The 20307-nt window shown below is 43.7% G+C and carries 19 protein-coding genes and 2 other annotated features; all 19 genes read left to right on the top strand.

Features of this window, described 5'->3' with window-relative positions; all coding sequences use genetic code 11:
• Positions 1 to 37: 37 nt before the first annotated feature.
• The 19 genes from ispD to rpoC all read left to right on the top strand — a co-directional run bounded on the left by ispD (position 38) and on the right by rpoC (position 20246).
• A complete protein-coding gene (ispD, locus tag H7992_RS01150) occupies positions 38 to 721 on the top strand; it encodes a 2-C-methyl-D-erythritol 4-phosphate cytidylyltransferase (protein WP_187047752.1) in 684 nt (227 codons plus the stop codon).
• Between the two features lie 226 nt (positions 722 to 947).
• Entirely contained in the window at positions 948 to 1424 is a 477-nt protein-coding gene (gene ispF, locus H7992_RS01155) for a 2-C-methyl-D-erythritol 2,4-cyclodiphosphate synthase (RefSeq protein WP_067204689.1), read from the top strand.
• A 70-nt stretch (positions 1425 to 1494) separates the two neighbouring features.
• Positions 1495 to 2958, top strand: coding sequence for a glutamate--tRNA ligase (gene gltX / locus H7992_RS01160; protein WP_187046451.1), 1464 nt, complete (start codon positions 1495 to 1497; stop codon positions 2956 to 2958).
• Positions 2959 to 2999: 41 nt separating this feature from the next.
• Positions 3000 to 3217 (top strand) — a binding site (T-box leader).
• A 447-nt stretch (positions 3218 to 3664) separates the two neighbouring features.
• A complete protein-coding gene (cysE, locus tag H7992_RS01165) occupies positions 3665 to 4327 on the top strand; it encodes a serine O-acetyltransferase (protein ID WP_067204694.1) in 663 nt (220 codons plus the stop codon).
• Positions 4324 to 5724, top strand: a complete 1401-nt coding sequence (cysS, locus tag H7992_RS01170) for a cysteine--tRNA ligase (protein ID WP_187046452.1) — start codon at positions 4324 to 4326, stop codon at positions 5722 to 5724. The genes cysE and cysS overlap by 4 nt, the downstream gene beginning before the upstream one ends.
• The gene (locus H7992_RS01175) at positions 5721 to 6152 is read left to right on the top strand and encodes a Mini-ribonuclease 3 (RefSeq protein WP_067204700.1); all 432 of its coding nucleotides are present in this window, start codon (positions 5721 to 5723) and stop codon (positions 6150 to 6152) included. The genes cysS and H7992_RS01175 overlap by 4 nt, the downstream gene beginning before the upstream one ends.
• Entirely contained in the window at positions 6149 to 6925 is a 777-nt protein-coding gene (rlmB, locus tag H7992_RS01180; protein WP_187046453.1) for a 23S rRNA (guanosine(2251)-2'-O)-methyltransferase RlmB, read from the top strand. Before H7992_RS01175 ends, rlmB begins: the two co-directional genes overlap by 4 nt.
• Positions 6922 to 7437, top strand: coding sequence for an NYN domain-containing protein (locus tag H7992_RS01185; RefSeq protein WP_067204704.1), 516 nt, complete (start codon positions 6922 to 6924; stop codon positions 7435 to 7437). Before rlmB ends, H7992_RS01185 begins: the two co-directional genes overlap by 4 nt.
• A 62-nt stretch (positions 7438 to 7499) precedes the next feature.
• Positions 7500 to 8159, top strand: coding sequence for an RNA polymerase sporulation sigma factor SigH (gene sigH / locus H7992_RS01190; RefSeq protein ID WP_370569943.1), 660 nt, complete (start codon positions 7500 to 7502; stop codon positions 8157 to 8159).
• A gap of 198 nt (positions 8160 to 8357) precedes the next feature.
• Positions 8358 to 8507: a 50S ribosomal protein L33 gene (gene rpmG / locus H7992_RS01195; RefSeq protein WP_082786457.1), complete on the top strand. Its 150-nt coding sequence runs from the start codon at positions 8358 to 8360 to the stop codon at positions 8505 to 8507.
• Between the two features lie 52 nt (positions 8508 to 8559).
• Complete coding sequence (secE, locus tag H7992_RS01200; RefSeq protein ID WP_067204707.1) at positions 8560 to 8745, top strand: preprotein translocase subunit SecE; 186 nt, start codon at positions 8560 to 8562, stop codon at positions 8743 to 8745.
• A 164-nt stretch (positions 8746 to 8909) separates the two neighbouring features.
• Complete coding sequence (gene nusG / locus H7992_RS01205) at positions 8910 to 9443, top strand: transcription termination/antitermination protein NusG (RefSeq protein WP_187046454.1); 534 nt, start codon at positions 8910 to 8912, stop codon at positions 9441 to 9443.
• A gap of 168 nt (positions 9444 to 9611) precedes the next feature.
• Positions 9612 to 10037 (top strand): 50S ribosomal protein L11, encoded by a 426-nt coding sequence (gene rplK, locus H7992_RS01210; protein WP_067204710.1) that lies wholly within the window; start codon positions 9612 to 9614, stop codon positions 10035 to 10037.
• Between the two features lie 120 nt (positions 10038 to 10157).
• Positions 10158 to 10859, top strand: a complete 702-nt coding sequence (gene rplA, locus H7992_RS01215) for a 50S ribosomal protein L1 (RefSeq protein ID WP_067204712.1) — start codon at positions 10158 to 10160, stop codon at positions 10857 to 10859.
• Between the two features lie 42 nt (positions 10860 to 10901).
• Positions 10902 to 11049: a sequence feature (ribosomal protein L10 leader region), on the top strand.
• 31 nt (positions 11050 to 11080) lie between these two features.
• Entirely contained in the window at positions 11081 to 11581 is a 501-nt protein-coding gene (gene rplJ / locus H7992_RS01220) for a 50S ribosomal protein L10 (RefSeq protein WP_067204715.1), read from the top strand.
• A gap of 67 nt (positions 11582 to 11648) precedes the next feature.
• A complete protein-coding gene (gene rplL, locus H7992_RS01225) occupies positions 11649 to 12008 on the top strand; it encodes a 50S ribosomal protein L7/L12 (protein ID WP_067204716.1) in 360 nt (119 codons plus the stop codon).
• A 154-nt stretch (positions 12009 to 12162) separates the two neighbouring features.
• A complete protein-coding gene (locus H7992_RS01230; protein WP_067204719.1) occupies positions 12163 to 12765 on the top strand; it encodes a class I SAM-dependent methyltransferase in 603 nt (200 codons plus the stop codon).
• A 230-nt stretch (positions 12766 to 12995) separates the two neighbouring features.
• The gene (rpoB, locus tag H7992_RS01235) at positions 12996 to 16529 is read left to right on the top strand and encodes a DNA-directed RNA polymerase subunit beta (RefSeq protein WP_067204721.1); all 3534 of its coding nucleotides are present in this window, start codon (positions 12996 to 12998) and stop codon (positions 16527 to 16529) included.
• 129 nt (positions 16530 to 16658) lie between these two features.
• The gene (gene rpoC, locus H7992_RS01240) at positions 16659 to 20246 is read left to right on the top strand and encodes a DNA-directed RNA polymerase subunit beta' (RefSeq protein ID WP_067204724.1); all 3588 of its coding nucleotides are present in this window, start codon (positions 16659 to 16661) and stop codon (positions 20244 to 20246) included.
• Positions 20247 to 20307: the final 61 nt, after the last annotated feature.

Here is a 20307-nt window from a genome sequence, read left to right on the forward strand (position 1 = left end):
GTAGTTTTTAATCATGAAAAGAAAAGGAAGAGAAGTCTTGAACTATACAGTTATGATGCCAGCAGCTGGGAGCGGTCAGCGAATGGGCGCCGGCTACAATAAACTTTTTTTGAAATTAGATGACAAACCGATTCTTATCCATACACTTGAAGTATTCGAGGAGGATCCAGCGTGTGACGGGGTCATCCTTGCGGTAAAACCGGACGAACGTATGCAAATCGAGTCAATGCTTGAACAGTTTGCGATTACAAAAGTGGTAGCAATGGTCGACGGTGGCGGGGAGCGACAAGATAGCGTGGCTGCATGTATGAAAGCGCATGGCAAGGGCGGCATTGTCCTTGTCCATGATGCTGCAAGGCCGTTCATTCGTCGAACAGTCATTACTGAGCTTGTAAAAGTGGCTGACGAGCACGGTGCAGCAATCGTAGGTGTGCGGGCAAAAGATACGATGAAATATGCTGAGGATGGCATTGTCGAGGAGACGGTGGATCGTGGCAGGTTATGGATCATTCAGACGCCCCAAGCATTTCGTTATGCATTGCTGAAAAAAGCATCTGACGAAGCACAGGCACAAGGCTTTCTCGGTACGGATGAATCGATGTTGGTCGAACGTTTTGGAGAATCCGTACGAATTGTTGAAGGTACGTATGACAATGTGAAGATGACCACTCAGGAAGATCTCCTGTTCGGAGAGGTTTTATTGAGAAGAAAGAAAGTATAAGTTTTTAACCTGAACTAGTGTCTAGATCCAGGCGCCAGCCCCTTGGGTCATAAGCCGTTTTGCTGTGTGGCTGAAGTACGCCTCCTCGCAAACCGTCTTATGCCTGTCGGTGGCCTACAGGATGTAGGTCATGCAGCTGTTGCCACAGGAAGTGGCGCATTTAGGCTGCGTTCATTTATTATAGGCGCTTACGCTTTTCGTTAGAAGAAAAATAGGAGGTTTTTTGATGATTCGGATAGGACAAGGTTTTGATGTGCATAAATTTGAAGAGGGTCGCCCACTTATCATTGGTGGTATAACGATACCGCATGACAGGGGGCTGACAGGGCATTCTGATGCGGATGTGCTTTTACATACTATTACTGATGCAGCACTTGGAGCAATCGCTGAAGGGGATATCGGCCGTCATTTCCCAGATACAAGTGCTGAATTTAAAGATGCTGATTCTGCGGTGCTATTAGAAAAGATTTGGGCTCTTGTAGAAGGGAAAGGCTATAAACTTGGCAATATCGATTGCACGATTATCGCGCAAAAGCCGAAGATGTCACCTTATATTGAAGTAATTCGTAAACGTATTGCTGAGCTATTGAAAGCGGATATTTCACAAGTGAATGTTAAAGCGACGACAACGGAACAATTAGGCTTCACTGGAAGAGAAGAAGGAATTGCTTCTATGGCGACGATTCTGCTCATTAAGGCGTAACACCTTTTAAACAGCCCTGGCAAGTGGTAAAATAGCAAACAGTAGTAAAATCAGATTGGAGAGAATTCATATGACTTCAGAAGTACGCGTACGTTACGCGCCAAGTCCAACCGGCCATTTACATATTGGGGGGGCACGGACAGCACTTTTTAATTATCTTTTTGCACGTAACCACGGTGGGAAATTCATTGTTCGAATCGAGGATACAGATACTGAGCGTAATATCGAAGCGGGAGAACTTTCTCAACTTGAAAACTTAAAATGGCTTGGCATCGATTACGATGAATCGGTCGACATTGGTGGTCCATACGGTCCCTATCGCCAAATGGAACGTCTTGACCTTTATACAAAATATGGTCAAGAGATGTTGGAAAGCGGTCATGCTTATAAATGTTTCTGTACATCAGACGAACTAGAAGCAGAGCGCGAAACGCAGAAGGCTGCTGGAATTGCGGCACCAATGTACGGTGGTAAATGCCGGAATTTAAGTGCAGAAGAAGCGGCAGCAAAAGAAGCTGCTGGACTTACACATACTATTCGCATGCGTGTACCAGAAAACGTAACGTATAAAGTGGAAGACTTAGTTCGTGGAACCGTATCATTCGAATCTAAAGACGTCGGCGACTGGGTTCTTGTAAAAGCGAATGGCATCCCGACTTATAACTTTGCGGTTGTTATCGATGATCATTTGATGGAAATCAGCCATGTATTCCGCGGTGAAGAACATTTGACGAATACACCAAAACAATTGATGATTTTTGACGTCTTTGGCTGGCAGTCTCCGCAATACGGCCACATGACACTCATCGTCAACGAAGACCGTAAAAAACTTTCAAAACGTGATGAATCGATCATTCAATTCATCTCTCAATATAAAGATCTTGGGTATCTACCTGAAGCAATGTTCAACTTCTTTGCGCTGCTTGGCTGGTCGCCGGGTGGAGAAGAGGAGATTTTCACGCACGAAGAACTTATCAAGATGTTCGACGTAAGCCGTCTATCTAAATCCCCTTCCATGTTCGATAAACAAAAACTGACATGGACGAACAATCAATACGTGAAAAAGATGAATCTTGAAGAAGTAATTGATTTTGCATTGCCACATCTGCAAGATGCCGGTCTCATTAATAAAGAAATGACTGAGTCAGAAGCTGCATGGGCACATGATTTAATCGCTCTTTATCAGGATCAGTTAAGCTTTGGTGCGGAAATTGTTGAATTATCTGCCCAGTTTTTCGATCACGAGATTGAATATGATGAAGAATCCCAAGCTGTACTCGCTGGGGAGCAAGTGCCTGAGGTAATGGCTGCATTCAAAGAAAAGCTAGAAGCATTAGAAACATTCGATGCTGCATCTATTAAAGACGCGATTAAAGCAGTCCAAAAGGAAACGGGCCATAAAGGGAAAAACTTATTTATGCCGATTCGTGTTGTAACAACTGGTCAAATGCATGGACCTGAATTACAGGCATCTATTGCATTGATTGGGAAAGAAAAAACAATTGAACGAGTCGCTAAATACGCAAAACAATAACGTTGACTTTCATCGTTTGAAATGTAAAATGAAAGTTAATAACTAAACCGTAGAAAAGGATAAGTACACATTGCAAGCTCTTCAGAGAGGATCATCATCGGCTGTAAATGATCTGTGCCTCTGTAATGTGGAAATGCCCCTTTGAGTGCTGTGCCGAAAGTATAAGTAGGCCGGACGCATCGCCAGCGTTATAGGCGTCAAGCGGGAAGGCCAACACCTTCCAAGCGGAGTGGAACCGCGCATTCAATGCGTCTCTGTCATTTATTTGACGGGGACGTATTTTTTTTATGAGAAAAGCGAAATCGGCCGTGTAGATGCGACAGGTATAAGACGGACCTGCGAAGCGGAGCACTATCCCGCGTAGTAGGGCTGGCTTATGACCCGAGCATCTGGCCGATGTAGCTAGACAAGAAAAGCGGAAGCGGCCTTTACAAATGAACGCAGCTTAAGTGCGCCACTTAAGAGGAAGGCAGTCTAAAATCGCGACGTCCTGTCGCAACGACTGCATGACCAGCTTCATGCTGGCCTTGGCAACAAAGAGGGATGTAGTTCAATCCCTCTCCATTGCATGACCTACATCCTGTAGGCCCGTGACAGGCATAAGACGGACCTGCGAAGCGGAGCACTATCCCGCGTAGTAGGGCTGGCTTATGACCCGAGCATTTGGTCGCTGGAGTTAGACACAGAAATTATAGGGGGGAACGAGTTGTTTCAGAGAATGAAAGAAGACGTTCGATGTATATTTGAACAGGACCCGGCAGCACGTACTGTTTTTGAAGTTGTTCTAACTTACTCAGGTTTACACGCATTATGGTCTCATCGTATTGCACATGCTTTATATAAGCGGAAGTTGTTGTTTTTGGCACGGCTCGTTTCGCAAATTAGCCGATTTTTCACAGGTATTGAAATTCATCCTGGTGCAAAAATAGGGCGTAGGTTTTTCATAGATCATGGAATGGGTGTTGTAATTGGGGAAACATGTGAAATCGGCAACGACGTCACTATTTACCAAGGCGTGACTCTTGGTGGTACAGGTAAAGAAAGCGGCAAGCGGCATCCGACACTTCATGATAATGTACTTGTTGCATCGGGTGCTAAAGTGCTCGGTTCCATAACAATCGGTGAAGGTAGTAAAGTAGGAGCGGGTTCAGTTGTCCTGAAAGACGTCCCGCCGGAATCGACGGTTGTAGGTATTCCGGGGAAAGTCGTCATTTCGAACGGTGTTAGAGTGAAGAGTAAACATGATCACCGTGACATGCCGGATCCTGTGGCAGATAGATGCCAGACACTTGAAGATGAAATTAGTGAATTGAAAAATAGGCTCGAACATTTAAATGTTTCCAAAGTAAAGGAAGGAGATTTATCATGACAATTCAAATTTACAATACGCTGACACGCAAAAAAGAGCCTTTCATTCCATTGGAAGAGGGCAAAGTAAAAATGTACGTTTGCGGTCCCACTGTTTACAACTACATTCATATCGGAAATGCGCGTCCGGTTATCGCTTTTGATACAGTGAGACGCTACCTTGAATATCGAGGGTATGATGTAACGTACGTTTCGAATTTCACGGACGTTGACGACAAGATTATTAAAGCGGCTAATGAACTAGGGGAAGAGGTCGGCGAGCTAACAGACCGCTTCATCGCTGCTTACTTTGAAGATGTTTCAGCGCTCGGTTGCGGTAAGGCTGACGTACATCCGCGTGTGACGGATCATATCGAAGACATCGTCAAATTCGTGAAAGTACTAATCGATAAAGGTTTCGCTTATGAATCGCAAGGGGATGTCTACTATCGTACGCAGAAATTTGAAGGCTACGGAAAGTTGTCCCACCAATCGACGGATGAGTTGAAGGTCGGTGCACGTATCGAAGAGGGCATCAAGAAAGAAAATCCACTGGACTTTGCCTTATGGAAAGCTGCTAAGGCTGGCGAAATTTCATGGGAAAGTCCATGGGGATTGGGACGTCCGGGCTGGCATATCGAATGTTCTGTTATGGCAAGAGAACACCTTGGCGATACAATAGATATTCACGCAGGTGGCCAAGATTTAACGTTTCCACATCATGAAAACGAAATTGCACAATCCGAAGCGATGACAGGCAAACAATTTGCGCGCTATTGGATGCACAATGGTTACATTAATATCGACAACGAAAAAATGTCTAAATCACTTGGCAATTTTGTTCTTGTGAATGATATTAGGAAGCAGATTGATCCGAAAGTACTTCGCTTCTTTATATTGTCAGTTCATTACAGACACCCAGTCAATTTCTCGCAAGATCTTGTTGTCAGTGCAGAGAATGGACTTGCGCGTATCCGTACAGCGTACAATAATTTGAAGCACCGACTTGCGACGTCTGCGGATCTCGGCGATCAGAAAGATATCTGGATTCATAAAGTGGATGAAATCAAGAACGACTTTGAAGTGGCAATGGATGATGACTTTAACACAGCAAACGCTATCGCATCGGTATTCGAATTAGCGAAACTGGCAAACGTCTATTTAGTAGAAAAAAACACACAATCCGATGTGCTAGAGCATTTCATCCGCACATTTGACGGACTACTGACGGTTCTTGGATTGCCGATGGACGAAGAAAGAGGACTGTTGGATGAAGATGTCGAAGCGTTAATCGAAGAACGACTCGAAGCTCGCCGTAACAAAGACTTCAAGCGTTCGGATGAAATTCGTGATGAATTGAAAGCGCAAGGTATCATTCTAGAAGATACAGCACAAGGCATGCGCTGGAAAAGAGGATGAGCAACGTATATAACTTACGTGATATAGATGTGAAACAAATAAAAGCACTGGCTCTTGCCTACATGGGCGACGCGGTGTACGAACAGGCGATACGGGAGCACCTTTTGCGTTCGGGGCGTGTAAAACCGAATGTGCTGCACAGAGAAGCAACGCATTATGTCTCCGCGAAATCACAGGCAGCTACACTCAAGATGATGCAGGCATCAGGCTTTCTGACGGAAGAAGAAGAGGCGGTCATGAGACGTGGTCGCAATGCGAAATCTGGTTCAGTACCTAAAAATACGGATGTCGTAACGTACAATTACAGTTCAGGCTTTGAAGCGGTCATCGGTTATTCACACTTATTAGGAAGAACAGAACGCGTGCAAGAAATAATCAGTGAGGCAATTCGATTTATTGAAATGCCGAAGGAGGAAGAGTCAAAATGAATGAACATGAAAACGAAAATGAAATTGAATCTGAATTAATCGGCGGGAAAAATCCAATTGTAGAAGCACTGCGCTCGGGTAGGGAATTAAATAAGATATGGGTTGCTGAAGGACTTAATATGAAAAGCATCGGTGAAATCCTATCGTTGGCAAAAAAAGCAGGAATTATCGTGCAGGCGGTCCCGAAACAAAAGTTGGATGGTTTGCTTGATGTAAATCACCAAGGGATTGTCGCTTCGGTTGCGGCTTACGAATATGCGGAACTCGAAGATCTATTTACTGTTGCAACCGAGCGTGGAGAAGATCCATTGTTCCTTATTCTTGATGAACTTGAAGATCCTCATAATCTGGGCTCCATATTACGGACAGCTGACGCGTCGGGTGTTCACGGAGTCATTATACCAAAACGCCGTGCTGTCGGGTTGACGGGTGTTGTTGCAAAGTCATCCACTGGTGCAATCGAACATATCCCTGTCGTGCGTGTGAACAATCTTTCGCAAACGGTGGAGGACCTGAAAAAACGTGGTGTTTGGATTGCGGGGACAGATGCTGCTAAATCGGTGGATTACAGACTAATGGATGCGACTCTTCCGCTTGCTATCATTATTGGAAGTGAAGGGAAAGGAATGTCGCGTATTTTGAAAGAGAAATGCGATTTCCTCTATCATTTACCGATGGTTGGGCATGTTACATCATTGAATGCGTCTGTAGCAGCCTCCCTTCTTATGTACGAGGTACTGCGCAAGCGTCAACCGCATACTTCTGGCAGATGACAACAGATATACTCCTAGTCGATGGTTACAATATCATCGGAGCATGGGAGGAACTGGGCGGGATGAAGCGGAAAAAGCTCGCAGATGCACGTGACCGTTTGATCGAAAGAATGGCAGAGTACAAGGCGCATACAGGGTGGCGGGTCATTATTATTTTTGATGCGCATCTTGTGCCAGGTATTGAAAAAAAGAAACGGCATCACAATGTTGAGATTGTCTTTACTCGGGAAAAAGAAACAGCTGATGAAAGAATTGAAAAGCTCGTCTCTGAATTGAAGGGGAGACGGGTACAAATTCATGTAGCTACATCAGATTTGACAGAACAATGGGTCATTTTTGCGCATGGTGCACTCCGAAAGTCAGCTCGTGAGCTAGAACTTGAAGTAAATAAAATCGATGATCTCATTACGGCAAAAGTGAAGGCAATCCAAGGGCAGCGGCCGCTTTCGAAGATTCCTTTAACTGACGAAGTTGCTGAAATATTTGAAAAATGGCGACGAGGAATGAAATGAACGGTTGACGTAAAAATTTCCCATACGGTATACTTGTTATATAATAGTGATAACGAACCGGGGTGATCCAGGTGGTGGAGAAAACATACGTTGAAGGCAGCATATCGGATTTCACCGGATTATCCGACGGGGAAATCATAGCAATCATCCACGAAGGTAACACGGATGCGCTTAATTTCCTTATTAGGAAGTACCAATCTTTTGTTAGATTGAAAGCGCGCTCATACTTTCTTATCGGCGGAGACCGGGAAGATATCATTCAAGAAGGTATGATCGGCCTGTACAAAGCAATTCGTGATTTTAAAGAGGATCGATTGAGTTCATTCAAGGCGTTTGCGGAACTTTGCATCACGCGGCAGATTATCACGGCTATTAAAACTGCGACAAGGCAGAAGCATATCCCGCTTAATACGTCGGTGTCATTGGACAAGCCGGTATTTGACGAAGAGTCCGATCGCACATTGCTCGACGTAATAGCCGGGCCAGTATTGGATGATCCGGAAGGCCTCATGATTCACAGGGAAGATTTTGTTCAAATGGAAGATGAAATGAACAAAGTACTAAGTGGTCTTGAGAAGCAAGTACTGGCACTGTACTTAGACGGCCAGTCTTATCAGGAAATTTCCGAGGAGCTAAACAGGCAAGTTAAGTCTGTAGACAATGCGCTTCAGAGGATAAAACGTAAACTCGAGCGGTATATGCAAGTTGATACAGTGCGGTAGACGTCCATTTCCCTTGTATTGACATCATGAATGGTAGATGGTACCCTTTAGCAAGACTATGAGAAGATGTTCAAGAAGTCAGGGGACATAAGGTTGCAGCACTATTTATCAGCTTTTATCTCTGCTCCTAGCGCATTTTAACATGCGTTACCTCGACTCTTTTCGAATTTAGAACATTGAGTCGTAAGGGGTGAGGGAATGTCTAAAAAAATTATTTTAAGTTGCGATACATGCGGATCACGAAACTATTCCGTGCCGGCACGGAAAGATAAGCCAACAGAACGTTTGTCGATTAAAAAGTTTTGCAGGCATTGCAATGCACATACATTGCATAGGCAAACGGCATGAAGCGGTTAGTTAGGAAGCAGGATCATACTTATATTCGGAGGTTTACGGTATAATGAGCAAGTTAACTGGTTTTTTCAAAGACGTTGGCTCGGAAATGAGAAAAGTCAGCTGGCCGAGACGTAAAGAATTAACGCGTTACACAATTGTTGTTCTTTCGACAGTCGTTTTCATGGCAGTCTACTTCGGACTTGTTGACCTTGGCATTTCACGAGTGTTGGAATGGTACATTGCGTTATAATAAAAGCACTATAAATATTCCCCTTGAAAAATATCCCGTCTGACAGTATGAACGGGATTTTTCAATTGCCTAAACTCCAGCGTCTCTTTAATCCAGGCGCTTGCGTTTTTATTTAATTGTAGGGAAAAAGGAGGGACGGACGTTTAGTCCTCGTCACTATGGATATGGAAAAAAATTGGTACGTCGTTCATACGTACTCCGGTTATGAGAATAAGGTGAAAGCCAATCTGGAAAAACGTGTTGAAACGATGGGTATGTCTGACAAGATATTCCGAGTTGTCATCCCGGAAGAAGAAGAAACGGATTTCAAAGATGGTAAAAAACGCACGGTCCTGAAAAAGACGTTCCCAGGTTATGTTCTTGTGGAAATTATTATGACGGACGATTCCTGGTATGTTGTACGTAACACACCGGGCGTGACGGGTTTCATCGGTTCGTCAGGCGGCGGCGCAAAACCGACACCGCTACTTCCTGAAGAAGTCGAATTCATCCTCAAACAAATGGGTGTTAAAGAGCGTAAAGTTGAAATTGACTTCGCGCTTGGCGAAATGGTTGAAGTACTTGAAGGACCATTTGCGAACTTCCAAGGTAAAGTGGAAGAAATTGATGAAGATAAAGGTAAAGTGAAAGTATCTGTCGATATGTTCGGCCGAGAGACAAATATGGAACTCGACTTCGAACAAGTACAAAAAATATAAACGTTTACCACTTGCATATATCGTGAAATAGTGGTATCATTTCAAAGGTCAGACTGTAAACAAATGGTCTGGACGAACTATCAAATTCTACCGACGTAAGTCGGCAGGCACATATGAGTGGGAGGGGCAACCCTATTACCACATCACGGACTTAAGGAGGTGTGTCTCGTGGCTAAAAAAGTCATTAAGGTTGTTAAATTGCAAATTCCTGCAGGGAAAGCGAATCCGGCTCCGCCAGTTGGACCGGCGTTAGGACAAGCAGGTGTGAACATCATGGGATTCTGTAAAGAATTCAATGCGCGTACTGCAGATCAAGCAGGTCTTATTATCCCTGTTGAAATCTCTGTATTCGAAGACCGTTCATTTACTTTTATTACAAAAACTCCACCGGCAGCAGTTTTGCTGAAGGTTGCAGCTAATCTTACAAAAGGTTCAGGTGAACCGAATAAAAAGAAAGTTGCTACTGTGAAACGTGATAAAGTTCGCGAAATAGCAGAACAAAAGATGGAAGATTTAAACGCGGCGTCAGTTGAAGCAGCGATGGCAATGGTTGAAGGTACTGCTCGCAGTATGGGAATCACGATCGAAGACTGATCTTGATTTTATAAATCAATAGTTGTTTGTAGTGGGGGTTGCGCTTGTTCTCCGGAGCGCGCAACCCTTATTCGTGGGAGGTTTAACCCGTTAAAACCACAATCGAGGAGGAAATATTAAATGGCTAAAAAAGGTAAAAAGTTCACAGAAGCTGCAAAGCTAGTTGAACACATGAAAGCATACGGCGCTACTGAAGCGATCGAACTTGCGAAAAAAACAAGCACAGTTAATTTCGACGCAACTGTCGAAGTTGCATTCCGTCTTGGAATCGACACTCGTAAAAATGACCAACAAATCCGTGGGGCAGTAGTACTTCCAAACGGTACTGGTAAAACTCAACGCGTTCTCGTTTTTGCTAAAGGCGAAAAACTTAAAGAAGCTGAAGCTGCTGGTGCAGACTATGCAGGCGATGCTGAATATATCGCTAAAATTCAATCAGGTTGGTTTGACTTTGACGTTATCGTTGCAACTCCTGACATGATGGGTGAAGTAGGGAAAATTGGTCGTGTTCTTGGACCAAAAGGACTTATGCCTAACCCGAAAACAGGTACAGTAACATTTGACGTAGCGAAAGCTGTAGCAGAAATCAAAGCAGGTAAAGTTGAATACCGTGCGGACAAAGCTGGAATCATCCACGCTCCAATCGGAAAAGTTTCATTCGACGATGCTAAACTTGCGGAAAACTTCGCAACTGTTTTTGAAACTGTTCTTAAAGCGAAACCAGCTACTGCAAAAGGAACATACATGAAGTCGGTTAACATTACGACGACAATGGGTCCTTCTGTAAAAGTTGATCCTTCAAGCGTAGCAGTAAATAAATAATATTGACAAACAGATAATCTTTTGATAAGATGATTTTTGTTGTGAATATAACCATTTGTACCGTAGACAGCAGGAGCGCATGCCGCTTAAATATTCCTGCCGAGGACAAGACGCTCTTTTTCTTTTAAAAGATGACGACTTTTCAGCCCTCAGTCTACTTAGGTAGATTGAGGGCTTTTCATACCGGTATAAGTGACCCAAACTTTTTAGGAGGTGTCCAAATGAGCACAGTATTAGAAGCTAAACAAGCAGTAGTTGGTGAAATTACTGATAAGTTGAAATCAGCAGCATCTGTTGTTGTTGTCGACTACCGTGGTCTGACTGTAGGTCAAGTTACGGAACTTCGTAAACAACTTCGTGAAGCAGGTATCGACTTCAAAGTTTATAAAAACTCGATGTCACGCCGTGCTGCTGAAGCTGCAGGACTTGAAGGGTTGAACGAACATCTAACAGGCCCTAATGCGATTGCATTTTCAAACGAAGACGTTGTTGCTCCTGCAAAAATCCTTAACGATTTTGCAAAGAAAAACGATAAGCTTGAAATTAAAGCTGGCGTAATCGAAGGTCTACTTGCATCAGAAGCAGACATTAAAGCATTGGCGGAACTTCCGTCACGCGAAGGTCTACTATCTATGCTTCTCAGCGTACTTCAAGCTCCAATGCGCAACTTTGCGCTTGCAACAAAAGCAGTTGCAGAGCAAAAAGAAGAACAAGGCGCTTAATAAAGCAGCCTGAAATACCACTTGCGGGTTAAGCCCGACAAAAAAAGAATATTAGGAGGAAATTATAATGACTAAAGAAAACATCCTTGAAGCGATCAAAGAAATGACAGTACTTGAACTAAACGACCTTGTAAAAGCAATCGAAGAAGAGTTTGGCGTAACTGCTGCTGCACCTGTTGCAATGGCTGGTGCTGGTGCTGCTGCTGAAGAAGAGCAAACTGAATTTGAAGTAATTCTTACTGCTGCTGGACAAGAAAAAATCAAAGTTATCAAAGCAGTTCGCGAAATTACAGGCCTTGGCTTGAAAGAAGCGAAAGCAGTTGTTGATGAAGCTCCAAAAGCAATCAAAGAAGGCGTAACTAAAGATGAAGCTGAAGAAATCAAAGCGAAGCTTGAAGCTGTAGGCGCAAGCGTCGAAGTTAAGTAATTTTTGAATAATGAAGAAAAGCTTGTCGGATTTGGGCAAGCTTTTCTTCGTTTTTTTATCTGAACTTGTGACAAGCAGGTCATCGAACCGATAGTGTACGTAAGCTATCTTATTTTTTTGCGTTTCAAGTCTCTATACGAGGGGGAAGACTGGTATGTCTGAACATTACTACTCGGAAAATCCGAAAGTGAAGAGTGATCCAAAAGAATGGTCTGCAGAGTTACGCGGAAAAACATTTCGATTTAAAACGGATGCTGGCGTGTTTAGTAAAGGTGAAGTGGATTTCGGTTCGCAACTTTTAGCTGAGGCTTTTGTCTTGCCGGAAACGGAAGGTTTAATTCTCGATATTGGTTGTGGGTATGGTCCAATTGGTTTATCGATTGCCGCATCTTTTCCGGAACGGAGCGTTCACATGGTCGACGTGAATGAACGTGCACTCGCTCTAGCTGCGCATAATGCAAAACAAAACGGCATTTCAAATGCAGAGATTTATCCAAGTGATGCATTATCCGATGTCACGGCAGAGGGGTTTGCTGCAATTTTGACGAATCCGCCTATCCGTGCAGGAAAAGAGACGGTATTCAAATTTTACGAAGGCGCTTTTTCGAAACTTAAAGTTGGCGGTGAGTTGTGGATCGTCATTCAAAAGAAACAGGGTGCACCTTCAACGATAGATTGTTTAACAGGGCTATTCGGCAATGTTGAGACAGTCGTTAAGAAGAAGGGTTATTATATTTTAAGAGTCGAAAAAAATTGACTCGATAGTATTGATATGGTAATGTTATAAAATGCATAAATTATTATAGTGCGGTCGTATGCCCTTTTGCATGAATAATGGAAATGAAAGGCATACTGACAATGTATAAAAGATGGTAAAACCGAAAATGAGCTCTTGCCAGAACTCGTTTTCTTTTTGTTTTTTCGATATCATACACTATTTTTGTGGTTTCGCAAAGAACTAATATTGTTTTATAAGGGGTGAAAGAGTTGACAGGTCATTTAGTTCAGTATGGTCAACACCGTCAGCGGAGAAGTTTCGCACGGATCAGCGAAGTGCTCGATCTGCCGAATCTGATTGAAATCCAGACGGCATCTTATGAGTGGTTCTTAGAAGAAGGACTGCTGGATATGTTCCGCGATATTTCTCCGATTCAAGACTTTACGGGAAATCTATCGTTGGAGTTCATCGATTATACTCTTGGGGATCCTAAATACCCTGTAGAGGAATCGAAAGAGCGTGATGTAACGTTTGCAGCGCCGCTACGTGTAAAAGTTCGTCTCCACAATAAAGAGACGGAAGAAGTAAAAGAGCAAGATGTCTTTATGGGTGATTTCCCGCTCATGACAGAAAATGGTACATTTGTTATTAATGGTGCGGAGAGGGTAATTGTCTCCCAGCTCGTCCGGTCTCCAAGTGTTTATTACAGTGATAAAACGGACAAAAACGGTAAACGTGGTTTCGGTGCAACTGTTATTCCGAATCGCGGTGCTTGGCTTGAGTATGAAACAGATGCAAAAGATGTTGTTCACGTCCGCATTGATCGGACACGTAAGTTGCCAGTTACAGTACTCCTTCGTGCACTCGGATTCTCATCCGACCAGGAAATCATTGATTTAATCGGTGATAATGAGTATTTGCGCAACACACTTGAAAAGGACAACACTGAAAGCTCTGAAAAAGCATTGCTTGAGATATACGAACGTCTTCGTCCAGGTGAGCCACCAACACTAGATAGCGCGAAGAACCTTTTGTTCTCACGATTTTTTGATGCAAAACGGTATGATTTAGCGAATGTAGGTCGCTATAAGATGAATAAGAAGCTTCATGCACAAAATCGCTTGTTCAACCAGGTTGTCGCTGAAACACTTGTCGACCCTGAAACTGGTGAAATTCTGCTTGAAAAAGACCAACTCATCGATCGCCGTGCATTGGACCGTCTTCTTCCGCATTTGGAAAAAGGAATCGGTTTCGAAGAGATCACTCATGCAAGTGGAGTTCTTGACGAAAAAATAACAATCCAGTCCATCAAAATTTATTCTCCGAAAAGTGAAGAAAAACAAGTAATCAACGTAATATCGAACGCGTATGTCGATGATTCTATCAAGCATGTAACGCCGGCAGATATCGTTGCTTCAATTAGTTATTTCTTCAACCTTCTTCATGGTGTGGGTAACACGGATGATATCGATCATCTCGGTAACCGTCGTCTACGTTCAGTGGGTGAACTTCTTCAAAACCAGTTCCGTATCGGGCTTTCTCGTATGGAACGTGTCGTAAAAGAACGTATGTCCATTAATGATACGCAGTCAATCGTACCGCAACAGCTGATTAATATTCGCCCCGTTATCGCATCTATTAAAGAGTTCTTTGGTAGTTCTCAACTTTCTCAGTTCATGGATCAGACGAATCCGCTTGCCGAATTAACACATAAACGCAGGCTGTCTGCACTTGGACCTGGTGGTTTGACAAGGGAACGTGCAGGAATGGAAGTACGTGACGTGCATTACTCCCATTACGGACGTATGTGTCCAATTGAAACACCAGAGGGACCGAATATCGGACTGATTAACTCACTCTCTACGTTTGCGAAAGTGAATAAGTTCGGATTTATTGAAACGCCATATCGAAAAGTTGATCCTATCTCTGGTCGGGTCACTTCTAGAATCGATTACTTGACTGCGGATGTAGAAGATAATTACGTCGTAGCACAAGCAAACGCAATACTTGCAGAAGATGGTTCTTTTGTTAGTGAAGGAGTCGTCGGTCGTTTCCAAGGGGATAACACTGTCTTTAAACGCGAACAAATTGACTACATGGACGTTTCGCCTAAACAAGTAGTTTCTGCGGCAACAGCATGTATTCCATTCCTTGAGAATGATGACTCGAACCGTGCCCTTATGGGAGCGAACATGCAACGTCAAGCAGTCCCTCTTCTCAATCCGGAATCACCTTTCGTAGGAACTGGTATGGAACACATATCAGCACGCGATTCAGGTGCAGCTGTACTTGCGAAGTTTGATGGAATTGTCGAACATGTCGAGGCTAGAGAAATTCGTGTTCGTCGTATTGAAACAGTTGATGGAAAAGAAGTAAAAGGCGATCTTACAATATACCGTCTTGAAAACTTTATCCGTTCGAACCAAGGGACATGTTATAACCAACGTCCAATTTGTAGTGTAGGGGATCGCGTTAAACCTCTTGATATTCTTGCAGATGGTCCTTCAATGGAGCAAGGAGAGCTAGCGCTTGGTCGTAACGTTCTGATGGCATTTATGACATGGGACGGCTACAACTATGAAGATGCGATAATCATGAGCGAACGTCTTGTGAAAGATGATGTCTATACTTCGGTCCATATCGAAGAATACGAATCTGAAGCGAGAGATACGAAACTTGGTCCTGAAGAAATTACGCGCGACATTCCGAACGTTGGTGAAGATTCGCTTCGTAACTTGGACGACCGTGGAATTATTCGTATCGGAGCCGAAGTTCGTGATGGTGATATTCTTGTTGGGAAAGTGACTCCGAAAGGCGTAACTGAACTGACTGCTGAAGAAAGACTTTTACATGCTATTTTTGGTGAAAAAGCACGTGAAGTCCGTGATACATCCCTCAAAGTACCGCATGGCGCGGGTGGGATCGTTCTAGATGTGAAAGTATTTAATCGTGAAGATGGCGATGAACTGCCACCGGGCGTTAACCAATTGGTCCGCGCATACATCGTTCAAAAACGGAAAATTTCCGTTGGGGACAAAATGGCTGGACGTCACGGAAACAAAGGGGTTATTTCCCGCATCTTACCTGAAGCGGATATGCCTTATTTACCGGACGGCACACCAATTGACCTCATGCTTAACCCGCTTGGTGTTCCATCACGTATGAACATCGGACAGGTTCTTGAAATGCATCTTGGCATGGCATCTCGTACTCTCGGCATCCATATGGCGTCTCCTGTATTTGATGGGGCGAACGAACAGGATGTTTGGGAAACGATGGAAGAAGCCGGGATGGATCGTGACGGAAAAACTATTCTGTATGACGGTCGTTCAGGAGAAGCTTTCGATAACCGTGTATCAGTCGGTGTCATGTATATTATCAAACTGGCCCACATGGTCGACGATAAACTTCACGCCCGTTCAACAGGACCATACTCTCTCGTCACACAGCAACCACTGGGCGGTAAAGCTCAGTTCGGTGGGCAACGTTTCGGTGAGATGGAAGTGTGGGCACTCGAAGCCTATGGGGCAGCTTATACGCTTCAAGAGATTCTGACTGTGAAGTCGGATGACGTCGTAGGACGCGTGAAGACGTACGAAGCGATTGTTAAAGGTGAAAGTGTTCCACAACCAGGTGTTCCAGAATCCTTTAAAGTTCTTATAAAAGAACTTCAAAGTCTTGGTTTGGATGTTAAGATGCTATCGATTGATTTTGAAGAAATCGAGTTACGCGATCTTGATGAAGACGATGATATGCAACCAACAGATGCTTTGAATCTTATAAAAGAAAATCAGCCTGTTTGATTAGCCTAGTGAATGATATAAATGAATCTAAGGGGAAATTAACGTTTTCCCCTTTATCTTTTGAATATAAAGTGTGCGCTTGCTCGGAAAAGCCAATTGCAGCGATAAGACTAGAGGGAGGTAGGCTCCTTGATAGATGTAAACAATTTTGAGTATATGAAAATAGGGCTTGCTTCATCTGATAAGATCCGTTCATGGTCATATGGTGAAGTGAAAAAGCCGGAAACAATTAACTACCGAACATTGAAGCCCGAAAAAGATGGTCTGTTCTGTGAACGTATTTTTGGACCTACAAAAGATTGGGAATGTCATTGCGGAAAGTATAAACGCGTTCGTTATAAAGGCGTCGTTTGTGACCGTTGTGGAGTAGAAGTGACGCGTCAAAAAGTCCGCCGTGAACGTATGGGACATATTGAACTAGCAGCTCCAGTTACACATATTTGGTACTTCAAAGGAATTCCAAGCCGAATGGGTCTTATCCTTGATATGACACCACGTGCTCTGGAGGAAATTATCTATTTCGCGTCTTATGTAGTCGTTGACCCTGCGGATACTCCGCTTGAAAGAAAGCAACTGCTTTCTGAACGGGAATACCGTATCTACCGCGAAAAGTATGGTTCTAAATTCCAAGCGCTCATGGGCGCTGAAGCAATTGAACGTCTTCTTGCAGCTATCGATCTTGAAAAAGAGATGGAGTTCTTGAAAGAAGAATTGAAAACAGTTCAAGGGCAACGTCGTACGCGTGCAATCAGGCGCCTAGAGGTTGTTGAAGCTTTCCGTAACTCGGGCAATAAGCCTGAATGGATGGTTCTTGAAGTGTTACCAGTCATCCCGCCGGAGCTTCGCCCGATGGTACAACTTGATGGTGGACGATTTGCAACATCCGACTTGAACGACCTGTACCGAAGGGTCATCAACCGGAACAACAGATTGAAACGCCTATTAGATTTAGGAGCACCAGGAATCATTGTTCAGAATGAGAAGCGGATGCTGCAAGAAGCAGTCGATGCGCTCATCGATAATGGTCGTCGTGGCCGTCCGGTTACAGGACCTGGTAACCGTCCATTGAAATCCCTTTCTCATATGTTGAAAGGGAAGCAAGGACGTTTCCGTCAAAACTTACTAGGAAAACGTGTTGACTATTCTGGTCGTTCCGTTATCGTCGTAGGACCTAACCTGAAAATGTATCAGTGTGGTCTGCCGAAAGAAATGGCGATTGAACTGTTTAAACCGTTTGTTATGAAAGAACTCGTTGAACGAGGTCTTGCGCACAACATTAAGAGTGCCAAACGTAAAATTGAACGCCTCCATTCAGAAGTGTGGGACGTTCTTGAAGAAGTCATCAAGGAGCATCCGGTCTTATTGAACCGTGCCCCGACTCTTCACCGACTTGGTATTCAAGCATTCGAACCAATCCTTGTAGAAGGGCGTGCGATTACACTTCACCCACTGGTTTGTACAGCTTATAACGCTGACTTTGATGGTGACCAAATGGCAGTCCACGTTCCGTTATCCGCAGAAGCACAAGCGGAAGCGCGTCTACTTATGCTAGCAGCACAAAACATTTTGAACCCGAAAGACGGAAAACCAGTCGTTACGCCTTCTCAGGATATGGTTTTAGGAAACTACTACCTTACACTGGAACGTAAAGGCGCGTCAGGAGAAGGTACTTCATTCCGTGATGCGGATGAAGCACTAATTGCTTATCATAACGGTTTCGTGCATCTTCATTCACGTATCGCTATTCAGGCAAGATCTTTGAATAATCCTACTTTCACTGAGGAACAGAATGCAAAACTTCTTATAACGACAGTCGGAAAAGTGATTTTCAACGAGATTCTGCCGAAATCGTTCCCGTATATTAACGAACCGTCAGACTTCAACTTGCAAATTGAAACACCAGACAAGTATTTTGTATCTGGAACTGTCAATATAAAAGAGCATGTTGCTGAACAGGAACTAATTGAACCGTTTAAGAAAAAAATCCTTGGAAATATCATTGCGGAGATCTTCAAACGTTTCCATATTACAGAAACGTCAAGAATGCTTGACCGCATGAAAAATCTTGGATTCAAATATTCTACTCGTGCAGGAATTACAATTGGTATATCCGACATTGTCGTTCTACCTAATAAAGATGATATCTTGCATGAAGCACAAGCAAAAGTGGATAAAGTGTTACAACAGTTCCGTCGTGGTCTCATTACAGAGGAAGAGCGATATGATCGCGTTATCTCTTACTGGAGCCATGCTAAGGATGTAATCCAAGACAAACTAATGGACTCACTTGACCACTCAAACCCGATTTATATGATGAGTGACTCGGGTGCCCGGGGTAACGCGTCAAACTTTACGCAGCTTGCTGGTATGCGTGGTCTGATGGCCAATCCGGCCGGTCGAATCATTGAACTACCAATCAAATCGTCATTCCGTGAAGGTCTGACAGTGCTTGAGTACTTCATCTCAACACACGGTGCTCGTAAAGGACTTGCGGATACTGCTCTTAAGACAGCCGACTCAGGTTACTTGACACGTCGACTTGTCGATGTTGCACAAGACGTAATTGTCCGTGAAGATGATTGTGGTACAGATCGCGGATTGGATATCGGAGCACTTATGGATGGAACGGAAGTAATCGAAGGTCTAGATGAACGTATCGAAGGCCGTCACACGAAGAAATCGATTTATCATCCTGAAACAGGCGCTTTGATTCTTAAACGAGATGGCTTGATTACTGCTGATGCAGCTCGTGCCATTTTGGATGCGGGACTTGAACAAATAACAATTCGTTCTGCGTTCACATGTAATACGAAGCACGGCGTTTGTAAATTATGTTACGGCATTAACTTGGCAACAGGTGAAACAGTCGAGGTTGGTGAAGCGGTTGGTATTATCGCTGCACAATCTATCGGTGAGCCGGGTACACAGCTTACAATGCGTACGTTCCATACAGGTGGAGTTGCAGGGTCCGACATAACACAAGGTCTTCCACGTATCCAGGAAATTTTCGAATCGCGTAATCCTAAAGGGGTTGCAGTTATTTCGGAAATCAAAGGTCAAATCATTGAAATTGATGAAATACGTGAAGGTCAGAAAGAAATTACGATTGAAGGCGAAGTAGAAACGCGGAAATATCTGACGCCATACAACGCCCGTCTTAAAGTTGATGTCGGTGATATGATTGACCGAGGTGAAGTCATAACAGAAGGTTCTATCGATCCGAAAGAACTGATTGTTGTTAAAGACGTCGTTACCGTTCAAGTCTATCTCTTGAAAGAAGTTCAAAAAGTTTACCGTATGCAGGGTGTTGAAATCGGTGATAAGCACATTGAAGTAATGGTTCGCCAAATGCTTCGTAAAGTGCGCATCATCGAAGCAGGGGACACGGATCTATTGCCAGGTTCACTACTCGACATTCACCAATTCTCAGATGCGAATGCGGAAGTACTTAAAGTCAATAAAATTCCAGCGACTTGTCGTCCTGTTATTCTCGGTATTACGAAAGCTTCACTTGAAACGGAATCCTTCTTATCAGCAGCATCATTCCAAGAGACAACCCGTGTCTTGACAGATGCAGCTATTAAAGGGAAAACGGACGAGTTACTAGGCTTGAAAGAAAACGTTATTATCGGGAAACTTGTTCCAGCTGGAACAGGAATGCAGCGTTACCGTCATATTGTAATGGAACAAGAAAAAGAAAAAGCTACAACTAAGTAAGTTATGATTCTGTAACTTAAACTGAAAACGGGGGAATACGAAAGTAACTCCCCCGACTTTT

It is taken from the genome of Sporosarcina sp. resist (assembly GCF_014302295.1).
GTDB lineage: Bacteria > Bacillota > Bacilli > Bacillales_A > Planococcaceae > Sporosarcina > Sporosarcina psychrophila.